Genomic DNA, 10,969 nt, shown 5'->3' with positions numbered 1-10,969 from the left:
TGACGAGATTTTAAAAATCTCTTGTTTTTAGACTTGCTTGGCGTTTCGTTTTGTTTAGTTTTCAAAGAACAATCTGTCGTGTTAGCGACTCTTACATTATATCAAGATAACTTGTTGTTGTCAAGCGTTTCTTTTAATGTATTTAACTAACAATCTTTCATTTGGTTCGCGTTGCAAAAGCAACTTTATTATCATAGCACCTACATTTTCGAAAGTCAACATTTTTTTGATATTGTTTCGTTCCTGTCTGGTGCTTACTTATAGTAGCACGCTATTAAAGCATACGTCAACCATTAAATTAAAATAAAAATACTCAGACATTCAATTTCATTGTGCTAGATTAACAACAAGACGATTTTGTTATTAATTTTTATAGTATATTAATACTATTGTCGAATACCATCAGTTCTCATCTATATTCAAAGATGACTCCTTCATATACGCTTTTCCTTCTATATAATAACTTCTAACCTTGATCGCTAAGTTTCAACTTAACGCTCCCTACGTGAATCAAGATTTATCCCATTGTCTAACAGCATACAATCGGGAATACCTTAATTATTTGCCATTCAACAGCGAAGCAAATACTTAATCTATAGAAGCTATTGCAAAAATAGGCTCCCGTTGTTCTTCCAGAGAAAGCTTGATCTGGTACGCAATAATTGAAACAAGTCACCCATATCGTCGTTTAACAATACCGTTTTCTTAATTCCTAAGGACTAATTCTCCAATTTGCTGCTGATTCTTTGCACCAATAACTACCGTCTTCGCCAAACCTAGAATATATTCATTTCAGGTTGAACGTTCTCATAATAAGCGTCGGAGATTGTTGAATTTCGTTACCAACTCCAAGATACTATGAGAAAATATTAAGAGTCCTCAAAAGAACATCTCTTATTAAACATTCTTTTCTTTCATATATATAAATGAAAAGCTCGCAACCCTTTCCAGTATAGATAGAGTTGCGAGTTATTATTTACATGATATCAACTATGTGTACTTCTCCTAATTTTACTTTGCCTTGTTTAACCAACTTAATTCCTTCTCCTGCCAGCAGGTTTGTAAAAACAATCGGTGTAATAATGGATGTCGCATTTGACTTAATGAAATTTAAATCAAATTCCATTAATATCTGGCCCTGCGTAATCTTATCGCCATCTTTAACCTTTGTTTCAAATCCTTTACCATTCAACTTTACCGTATCAATGCCAACATGAATTAATAGTTCATGACCACTGTCAGATTTTATAGCAAGAGCATGTTTAGTCGGGAAAATACTTATAATCTCTCCATCAACCGGAGAAGCAACGATTCCTTCACTTGGGATCATCGCAAATCCATCACCCATCATTTTCTCAGCGAACACTTGGTCAGGAACCTCCGAAATCGGAATCAGCTGACCCTCAAGTGGTGCAGCGAATTCTCCCTTTGAGAAATCTGTTTTTAACGCATCCGGATTTACCTCTTCTATTTGTTGTTGTATCTCAGCTTCAACATTATCTGAGGCTGCTTTGGTAGGACGCGGCTTATTCCCTGCCATTATATCCTTCATCTGAGATTTAATCGTTTCGGAACGCGGGCCAAAGATTGCCTGAATATTGTTCCCCACCTCTAGCACACCAGCAGCTCCGAGTGCTTTCAGTTTATCTTTATCAACTTTCGCAATATCGTTAACCTCAACACGCAAACGGGTAATACAAGCATCTAAATGTGCTATATTTTCTTTTTTCCCCATTGCCTCAAGAATATCATACGGAAGCTTATCGACTGAACCACCCTTACCCTGAGCACTTTCATCATCTTCATCTTCCCTTCCCGGCGTTCGAAGATTCCAAGTACGGATTGCAAATCTGAAACCGAAATAATAAATGACTGCGATTACCAAGCCGACCGGAATAACAAGCCACCAGGCTGTTCGATTTGGTACTATCCCAAATAAAATAAAATCTATAACTCCACCGGAAAAGGTCATCCCTATTTTGACGTTCAACAGTTGCATAGTCATAAAGGAGAGACCTGCAAAAATAGCATGGATTCCAAAAAGAACAGGCGCAACGAACAAAAACGAAAATTCCATTGGTTCTGTAATACCTGTTAAGAAGGAAGTTAGGGCTGCTGATCCCATGATCCCGGCTACCAATGTTTTTTTCTCAGGCTTCGCTTCGTGATAAATGGCCAAAGCAGCTGCAGGTAATCCAAACATCATAAACGGATATTTCCCTGTCATAAAAGTACCTGCTGTCAATTTAACCCCATCTTTAATCTGCGCAAAAAAGATTGCCTGATCACCACGAACAATTTCTCCAGCTTTATTTGTGTACTGTCCAAATTCATACCAAAATGGTGAATAGAATATGTGATGAAGACCAAATGGAATAAGCGATCGTTCAATCACCCCAAATATAAATGCCGCTAATGTTAAGTTTGTATCTATCATATTTTGAGATAATGTATTTAATCCGTGTTGAATTGGCGGCCATATCAGTGTCATTAATAGACCTAGAATCAATGCGGAAGCAGCTGTAATAATAGGGACAAATCGCTTACCCGCGAAAAAGCCTAAATAGGAGGGTAACTCAATTCGGAAAAACCGATTATACATATAAGCTGCCAGCAGTCCAACAATAATCCCCCCAAATACTCCGGTTTGCAAAGTGTTAATGCCTAAAACATTAGCATAGGATGGATCATTGGCAGCCATGTCAGCCGTCACATTCAAAACAACCCCCATGGTCACATTCATAATTAGATAACCAATGATCGCAGCCAGGCCGGCGACCCCTTCCCCTCCAGCAAGTCCAACTGCTACACCTACCGCAAATAATAATGAAAGATTGCTAAAGACAATTTGACCAGAATCCTCCATCACAGTTGCAACCTTTTGAATCCACCCAGCATCTAAAAATGGCATTAGGTCCAACAGATTCGGATTATGAATGGCATTTCCAAGAGCTAAAAGAATCCCAGCCGCAGGTAATATAGCGACGGGAAGCATTAAAGCTTTCCCAATTTTCTGCAGGACACCGAATACTTTCTTGAACATAGTACGTCCTCCTTAGACTTATTAACAAAATAAAAGCGACTGATTATTTTCTGCTATCCATAACCAATCTGAATAATTACTTGTTAATATGCCCAAAAGGCACTCAAATACCAAGAAAACATGAATATTATGGAGGCCCTATCCAAAGATGGGATTGCAAACATGTTTCCTATCCATAAAAAAATAGCTGCCGAACTCAGCCGGCAGCCTTTAGAGAACATATTTATGAAAGGAAAATAAAGTAACAAACAAATATAACAAACATTCCATACATGATTGGGTGGATCTCTTTAATACGTCCAGCCACAATCATCGTAATTGGATAGAAGATAAATCCACAGGCAATCCCAGCCGCAATGCTTCCGGATAATGGCATCATGATGATTGTAAGAAATGCAGGCACTGCAATTTCTAATTTTGACCAATTGATATCACCGAGTGAGGAGCACATTAACACCCCGACAATAATCAAGGCCGGTGCTGTAACCGGTGATGTAATAACAGATAAAAGCGGATATAAGAATAGTGATAATAGGAACAACAGTCCAGTTACAACTGCTGCGAATCCAGTTCTAGCCCCTGCTGCGACACCTGCTGTTGATTCAATGTATGATGTCGTTGTAGATGTCCCAAACAATGCCCCTGTCATCGTTGCCAGGGAGTCTGCAAATAAAGCCTTGCCTGCTCTTGGCAATTTATTATCTTTGGTTAATCCTGCCTGGTTGGCAACCGCCATTAGTGTACCGGCTGTATCGAAAAAATCGATAAATAAGAATGTCAGTACAACAACCAGAAATTGGATAGTGAATAAATCTGATTGAATTGGATTGAAATACGGTTCAATCGCAACACCAAAAGTAGGAGCCACACTTGGAATTGCACCGAATATACTGTCAGGAATCTCAATAAGGTTTGCTAACATCCCAATGATGGCAGTAATAATCATTCCATAGAAAATGCCACCTTTAACGCCTTTAACTAAAAAGATAACTGTAATTAATAAGCCTACGATTGCCAATAATGTATTTCCATCCGTGAAATCACCGATTCCAATAAGAGTAGCATCATTATTGACGATAATCCCTGCATTTTTCATACCAACAAAGGTAATAAACAACCCAATACCTGCACCAACAGCATATTTTAATTCTGCAGGAATCGCATTAATAATGGTCTCTCTTAATCCAGTCAACGTTAATATAGCAAAAATAAAACCGGAAGCTAAAACGCCTGCTAAAGCTGTTTGCCAAGGAATACCAAACGTTAGAATTACTGTATAAGCGAAGAAAGCATTCAGCCCCATACCCGGAGCAAGCGCAATCGGATACTTTGCAATTAGCCCCATAAAAATTGAACCAACTGCAGCAGCAAGTGCAGTAGCAACGAATACAGCACCATGATCCATTCTCATTGAATCCGGAAGGTCTGGTACATCTGCCAAAGATAATTGCAATGGATTAACAACTAAAATATACGCCATTGCCAGAAAAGTTGTAATCCCGCCAATAATCTCTCGTTTGTAATTGGTGCCAAGTTCGTCAAACTGAAAGTACTTTTTCAACCTACTTCCTCTCCTTCTTTTCATACGCTTTCGTATAAGTTCCGGATAACCAAAAAACCTCGAACGAATCCGTTCGAGGCTGACTCAAATACAAAGAATAACCTATAAATAGGCAGTATCATTCATATCCGTAGTCAAGCTATTAACGGTAGCTCGGTAGAAACTTATGGGCCATATTCCCATGATTATACGAATTTATATATTTATTAAATTATTAGGTCTTTTGTATTGTATCAAGAGAATGATACTTGGTCAATAATAAAGCGAACATTATCTAGAGGTTGAGAAGGATTTGTTCGCATTTACTCCTGATGCTAGATTGGTGTAGTCAGTCCTAGAAACATTACCATACCTTTCAGGATTTATACTCATTTCCATTCATGATCTACACAAATAACATCCTTTCCATTTTATAGATTATGTTGTAAGTAACCATTAAAGCCTACACATTTGGTATATATTACAACCAGAAGCCTAAATATTGTTGTTGAATTCAGCAGATATTAAAGTATAATCATAATGGTATTTGAATATTCAGATTAGCATATTCACCAAGCTAGCCTTTCAACTCTATGATATTAATGCAGAAATACTGGTTTTATACTTTACTAAATGTGAATTAAGAAATGGACGCACTTTGAATACACTGACATATTCACCAAAGATTTTGATAAACTGAGGAAATAACTATGGATACCCAAAATTTTATAAATGTGAAAATAGATAAAGAACAATTAGAGTATGCAAAGAATCTACAAAATTTATTATGTAAAAGATTAGATACCAAACAGCCTGTAGAATATGAAATCCCTGATATTATTGCTGAACAGGCGTTGTTTCTGTATATAGATACAATGGAACGATATTATCGTTTAGAGGGTAAAGATTGGGAGGATTTTTACAACAACTTTAGCGGTGTCACAAACGTACCAAGAAAAATAGAAGATTTCAGAGAACAAAATATCAAACCATACAAAAAATAAGGGGATAACCAGTTGGCTATCCTCTTATTTTGGATTTATAACCTACTTCATAATGGAATAAGGACTTTTCGACCTTGGAAGAATTAACAAAAAGCCCTATATGCTCGGTCAATCAAAACAAGGACTTATACAAAATAGGAAAAATAAAGATAGGTCGCCTTCCACCTATACTACAGGCTACTCTACCCTATGTGAGTAATTCTTTCTCAGTTTATAAAATCCTCTTCCGCAATACACAAAAATCACCAAATATATTAAAAACAAAATAGACCAAAATATAATAAATCCCCTATTCCATGAACTCTCAATCCCGCCTAAAGCGATACTCATGGCCGAACAAACTATAAATAATAGAAAAATCCCCAGAAGAGGTACTAATTTTTTCATAAAAATCCGCTTTAGCATGTCCAGTTTTGATTGATCATCACTGAAAATATTTGTATCTCCTTCATCTGTGTTACCTGCTGATTTTCTAAAATAGCTGTATTCATTTATATCCTGCATATATTCCCAGCCATAATCTGCATACATCTGCAAATAACTTTGCTTGTCTTCTGATGTCTGCGGATTGAAATCCAATTTGTAGACTACATCTTCTGGCTCACATAATTCAAAATAATAAAACCCTGGCAGTTTAACTTTCACCAATTTATACCCTTTATTATGCATCTCACGCAAAAATGTCTCTTCTTTCTCGTAATCTGTTAACATAAACCAGCGAAATTCTCTTTTCATATCATTTTCCATCATATAACCCTCCTCTACTATTTTGATATAGTCTCTCAATACGCCTTATTTCAATATTAAGAATTTGCTTGCCTAGTTCAGTGATCATATAGAACTTCCTTTTATTTTCTTCACGAACAAACATAATTAACCCGTCTTTCTCCATTTTTGACAGGCTCCCATACATAGTTCCCGGACTGATTATTATCTCGCCGCCTGTCATTTCCTTCACCTTTTTAGCAATGTTGTAACCATGCATTTCTTCCTGCATGCAAAATAGTATATAAAACCCTGTTTCTGTCATAGGTATGTAAATTCTTTTAATCCGCTCTTCCATACTTCCTCCAATTTATAGCTCTATTTCACATCTACTATATCGTGGTTCGATACATAAAGTATATCGCACTACAATATATTCATCAACCATCTCTTACCAAAAGTGGTTGGTTTTAATTATCCCTTTAGACTTATTTTTGACATAAAAAAAGATCCCCTTTCCCACCCAAATCTCAGGTAAAAAAGAGAGTCACATTTTATTTTTATTCTTATATGCGGGCAAGCTGATGAAAATACAAATCAACTCTGCTCCATCCAACGTTGTGGCTATAACTACAGAACTAAAAATGAAAAATAGAATCTATCTCACTTATAACCTGAAAGTTTTATTCGTTTGCATTGAGCCATTCCTTTAAAAGAGCGATGTATTTTTCTGTGTCTTCTACGAAACATGAATGTCTGCAGTCGCGGAAGAGTTCCCAACGAGAGTTTGGAATATTGTCATACATATATTTTGCGATGTAAGGAGTGCAAAGATCACTACCTCCATTAATTACAAGTGCTGGCTCTTGAATGTCTTTTAGTTGCGCTGTAACATCATAATCTTTTAATGTGCCGAGTGGAGTAAATTCATTTGGTCCCCAACCGACTACATATGCTTCATTTCCTATTTTTCTAGGACGCTTCATACATTCTGGTGAATCTTCTGTGACAGGTCCTCCAGCGTGGCGAATCATGTATTCTTCTTCTGCCGCCAAATAGGCTGGGGCATCGTAGTTACCAGTGCTTGTTGCAATGGCAATGGCTTCTTGCATATCTTTTGGCATGAATTTAATCATACGTTGCTGTTCTTCTCCCCACATCCAAGAAGCTGGAAGAGTGCTAGAAAGGATGATGCTTTTGATTCCGTTTGGTTTGTAATTGCAAACATAATTCAAAAGAAGCATGCCTCCCCATGATTGACCCAGAAGATGGCATTCTTCTAAGCCAAGGTGCTTGCGAAGTGCAATGAGTTCTTCTGTCCAAACTTCTGCGTTCCAGAGGTTAGGGCGATTTTCTACATAAGATTCCCCACAACCGATTTGATCGTACATAATTAATTGGCGTCCATCTTCCTCAACAAATTGATCGAGTACTTCAAAATAGTTGTGAGTGGAGCCTGGTCCGCCATGAAGTAAAATGAGTGGTTTTTTATTACCGGTATTTTCTCCAACGATGCGGTAATACGTTTTAAAATCTAAATATGGCATAAATCCTTCAGTAATTTTCATAGATATCCTCCTAGTGTTATATATCCAATAATTGATCCTTCACAAAATGGAATTTGCTTTACTATTACCAAATAAACGGTATCAAGCGATATTTGACTTTTTGCTTATACTCACGATAACCATCGAGTTCTTTTTCAAGAAGTTTTTCTTCATTTTTAATCCTTTTGGCAATTATAAAGGGATATACAAGAAAAATAAAAAACGAATATATTGAACCTAACACAATCGGCATCGACAAAAACAAAAGTAATGTCACACTATACATTGGATGTCTGACAATACCGTATAGCCCCGTATCGATAACTTTCTGATTTTCCTGTACCTCAATAGTACGACTAAGATATGTATTCTCCCTGAGTACCTCTGCATAAAGAATATATGCTACAAGAAATACCACCGCAGCACAAATTACAACACTCTTTGGTAAGGTGTACCAATCAAAACGAAAACCTAATCCCGCAACAATAAAACCTGCTAAAAACATAAGTCCGCTAAGCTTTACCACAAGACATTGTTCATCTTGCTTCTCTTTTACATTGAGTCGCTTTTTTAACAGTTCTGGGTTTTTGAACATCATCACAATTCCTGCAAGGAACATTGGCACAAATAAAATCCCCATAAATAACCAACCATACGCAAATAATAAAGTACCCGCAGGTAAGAATATCAATAGACCAACTAAAACAACCCCCAATAAAAATTTAGTTAGTGCTTGAATGAATAATTTTGTTGTCATAATAACTCTCCCACAATTCTAATTTACCTCTTCAGTGGAAACTATTGCATACATTGTAACGACTATTCAAAGTTATTTTAATATAATCCCCACAATCTACCAACTCATTTCACTTTCCTGCTTTCTCTCAAAATCGCTCATAGCTTCATTATCTTTTTCTCGAACACTTATAATTGCTTTTTCTACCTGGAAACAGATGTGCAAATCGATAGGTAATTTTTTCTGCTTCGTGGTTCTACACGGGCTCCGGTTGCAAGAGCTAAAAGCTCATGTTTACGAGGAGCTCTGATAAGATCTCGTAATGGAAAGTGTATTCGGGCAACCTATTTTCATTGTTTTTGAATATCTTTTTAGAAACCACGAAAAAAAGGTCTACCTGAAATGATTTATTCAGATAGACCTTTTCGTCTCGTTTATATATCTGCTATCAATTTTCTATCAATCAGCCCAGCCTAAAACCACTTCAAAAACTCAGTGTTTTCAATGGTTCTATCGATTTCCAATTCTATTCCCACTCAATCGTCGCAGGTGGCTTGGACGTGATGTCATACACAACACGGTTAATATGATTTACTTCATTGACAATTCGCACAGATATTTTTTCAAGTACATCCCATGGGATTCTTGCCCAGTCAGATGTCATTCCATCAATAGATGTTACCGCACGGATTCCTATTGTGTAATCATATGTGCGGGCATCCCCCATCACACCTACACTGCGGATATCAGGAAGGACAGTGAAGTATTGCCAAATATCACGATCAAGACCGGCATTTTTAATTTCTTCACGAAGAATCGCGTCTGATTCCCTTACGATTTCCAGTTTGTCTTCCGTTATTTCTCCCAATACACGGATTCCTAAACCAGGTCCTGGGAAAGGCTGTCTCCAAACGATTTCATCCGGAATACCCAGCTCTGAACCAAGTGCACGCACTTCATCCTTGAAGAGTGTATTTAAAGGCTCGATAAGTTGGAATTGCATATCTTCCGGTAATCCACCTACATTATGGTGAGATTTAATGGTTTGCGCAGTAGCCGTTCCACTTTCAATGATATCAGTATAAAGCGTACCTTGAGCGAGATAATCAATTCCTTCAAGCTTGGTCGCTTCATCATCAAATACGTAAATAAATTCATTTCCAATGATCTTACGTTTTTGCTCTGGGTCACTAACTCCAGCTAACTTCTTCATGAATCGCTCTTTAGCATCGACTTTAATTACATTCATATTGAAGCCTTCACGGAATGTTTTCATGACACCTTCCGCTTCGCCTTTTCTAAGTAAACCGTGATCCACGAAGATACATGTCAATTGATCACCGATGGCTTTATGAATCAATACCGCTACAACAGAGGAGTCTACTCCGCCGCTCAATGCACATAGTACTTGTTTGTCTCCAACGGTTTTGCGGATTTTATCCATTTCCATTTCAATGAAATTAGCCATGGACCAATCGCCTTTACATTTACATGCTCCAAATACGAAGTTTTTCAACAGGTCGTTACCATATACAGAATGCCTTACTTCTGGATGGAATTGTACAGCATATAATTGACGGCTATGATCACTCATTGCCGCGATTGGGCATGATGGATTCGTCGCATCAACTTGGAAGCCCTCAGGAGCTGTAACAACATGGTCACCATGACTCATCCATACCGTTTGTTCAGTAGGGAGCCCATTAAATAATAAACTTTCATGGTTCAGCTTAATTTCGGCTTTTCCATATTCGCGTTTGCTTGCACGTTCCACTTTTCCGCCAAAATGCTGAGTCATTAGCTGCATACCATAGCAAATTCCCATAACTGGAATGCCCATATCAAAAATCCGCTCATCACATGTAAAAGCTGTAGCATCATATACGCTGTTTGGTCCGCCGGAGAAAATAATCCCCTTTGGATTTAGCTTCTGAATTTCTTCCACCGTAATTGTATGGGGATGAAGTTCACTGTAAACTCCAAATTCACGAATTCTCCTTGTGATTAATTGATTATATTGACTTCCAAAATCAAGAACGACAATCATTTCTTGAATCGGGAGATCAGTTGTTTCTATCATCACTTTCACCTCGTCTGATATTTTCGGTTAATTGAGCAACTTCATCCAAAGAGATATTTATCTCTCTTCCCCATATGCTTATAAAGAAATACCAGGTATCAACCTATTAGAATCCTTATCCTTTATGTACTAGCTATTCCACAATTTAGGATTATTCATTCGAATAAAGAAAAACTAGAATCCCTATTTACAATTCAGAGTTCTAGTTAACATTTATATAATTCCTCCATAGTCAAATCATTTTCCGGTGATTTGGTAGGAACTTCCGAACCTTATTTTCGAAATTATATGAAGGGTAGATTGCTTTTTATTAA

General features: G+C 37.3%; 8 protein-coding genes and 2 riboswitches. Of the genes, 1 reads left to right on the top strand and 7 read right to left on the bottom strand.

The window, feature by feature from the left end:
- Positions 1–976 precede the first annotated feature (976 nt).
- Both ptsG and AC4BHP_RS18695 read right to left on the bottom strand, forming a co-directional pair.
- Positions 977–3,043 (bottom strand): glucose-specific PTS transporter subunit IIBC, encoded by a 2,067-nt coding sequence (gene ptsG / locus AC4BHP_RS18700; protein WP_490553756.1) that lies wholly within the window; start codon positions 3,041–3,043, stop codon positions 977–979.
- A 223-nt stretch (positions 3,044–3,266) separates the two neighbouring features.
- The gene (locus AC4BHP_RS18695; protein WP_066109795.1) at positions 3,267–4,604 is read right to left on the bottom strand and encodes an NCS2 family permease; all 1,338 of its coding nucleotides are present in this window, start codon (positions 4,602–4,604) and stop codon (positions 3,267–3,269) included.
- 111 nt (positions 4,605–4,715) lie between these two features.
- A riboswitch (purine riboswitch) is annotated at positions 4,716–4,817 on the bottom strand.
- Between the two features lie 476 nt (positions 4,818–5,293).
- Here AC4BHP_RS18695 and AC4BHP_RS18690 point away from each other — a divergent pair.
- Positions 5,294–5,587, top strand: coding sequence for a hypothetical protein (locus AC4BHP_RS18690; protein WP_066109798.1), 294 nt, complete (start codon positions 5,294–5,296; stop codon positions 5,585–5,587).
- Between the two features lie 177 nt (positions 5,588–5,764).
- Here AC4BHP_RS18690 and AC4BHP_RS18685 read toward each other — a convergent pair whose 3' ends face one another.
- The 5 genes from AC4BHP_RS18685 to guaA all read right to left on the bottom strand — a co-directional run bounded on the left by AC4BHP_RS18685 (position 5,765) and on the right by guaA (position 10,655).
- Entirely contained in the window at positions 5,765–6,334 is a 570-nt protein-coding gene (locus AC4BHP_RS18685; RefSeq protein ID WP_066109802.1) for a DUF2812 domain-containing protein, read from the bottom strand.
- A complete protein-coding gene (locus tag AC4BHP_RS18680) occupies positions 6,324–6,650 on the bottom strand; it encodes a PadR family transcriptional regulator (RefSeq protein WP_066109805.1) in 327 nt (108 codons plus the stop codon). Before AC4BHP_RS18680 ends, AC4BHP_RS18685 begins: the two co-directional genes overlap by 11 nt.
- Before the next feature lie 325 nt (positions 6,651–6,975).
- Positions 6,976–7,860 carry a proline iminopeptidase gene (gene pepI, locus AC4BHP_RS18675; protein WP_490553748.1) on the bottom strand — a complete coding sequence of 295 codons (885 nt, stop codon included), beginning with the start codon at positions 7,858–7,860 and terminating at the stop codon, positions 6,976–6,978.
- 64 nt (positions 7,861–7,924) lie between these two features.
- Complete coding sequence (locus AC4BHP_RS18670; RefSeq protein WP_140462281.1) at positions 7,925–8,596, bottom strand: methyltransferase family protein; 672 nt, start codon at positions 8,594–8,596, stop codon at positions 7,925–7,927.
- A gap of 505 nt (positions 8,597–9,101) precedes the next feature.
- Positions 9,102–10,655: a glutamine-hydrolyzing GMP synthase gene (guaA, locus tag AC4BHP_RS18665; RefSeq protein ID WP_066109814.1), complete on the bottom strand. Its 1,554-nt coding sequence runs from the start codon at positions 10,653–10,655 to the stop codon at positions 9,102–9,104.
- 209 nt (positions 10,656–10,864) lie between these two features.
- Positions 10,865–10,967: riboswitch (purine riboswitch) on the bottom strand.
- Positions 10,968–10,969: the final 2 nt, after the last annotated feature.

It is taken from the genome of Pradoshia sp. Z4_20, assembly GCF_058216035.1.
The sequence above is the reverse complement of the archived record's forward strand: the minus strand, read 5'-3'. Positions and strand labels throughout refer to the sequence as shown.